Genomic DNA, 392 nt, shown 5'->3' with positions numbered 1-392 from the left:
GCAGCAGCCGGCGACGCATGATCTGCGCGATGACCACCGGAATCACGATATAAACGCCCAACGAAGTGAGCAGCGTGTCCAACGGAACAGTGATAGCGGACAGGCGAAGCAGTAGCGCAACAATCGGCGCGAACGCCACGACCATGATCGCGTCGTTCAATGCGACCTGCGAGAGCGTGAAGTACGGGTCACCTTTGCAAAGCTGCGACCAGACAAAAACCATCGCGGTGCACGGCGCCGCGGCCAGCAGGATCAGCCCTGCGACGTAGCTGTCCAGTTGCGCCGCCGGCAACCATGCTGCGAAAACATGCCGCACGAAAATCCAGCCAAGCAGCGCCATCGAAAAAGGCTTGATCAGCCAGTTGACGAACAGCGTCACGCCAATGCCGCGC

General features: G+C 60.2%; 1 protein-coding gene. It reads right to left on the bottom strand.

Going from position 1 to position 392, the window contains the following annotated elements; all coding sequences use genetic code 11:
• Window positions 1–392: bile acid:sodium symporter (locus tag EN859_RS35640; protein WP_189502504.1), on the bottom strand; the 392-nt coding region annotated here is incomplete at both ends.

Origin of the sequence: Mesorhizobium sp. M00.F.Ca.ET.216.01.1.1 (assembly GCF_004010325.2) — a bacterium.
GTDB lineage: Bacteria > Pseudomonadota > Alphaproteobacteria > Rhizobiales > Rhizobiaceae > Mesorhizobium.
The sequence above is the reverse complement of the archived record's forward strand: the minus strand, read 5'-3'. Positions and strand labels throughout refer to the sequence as shown.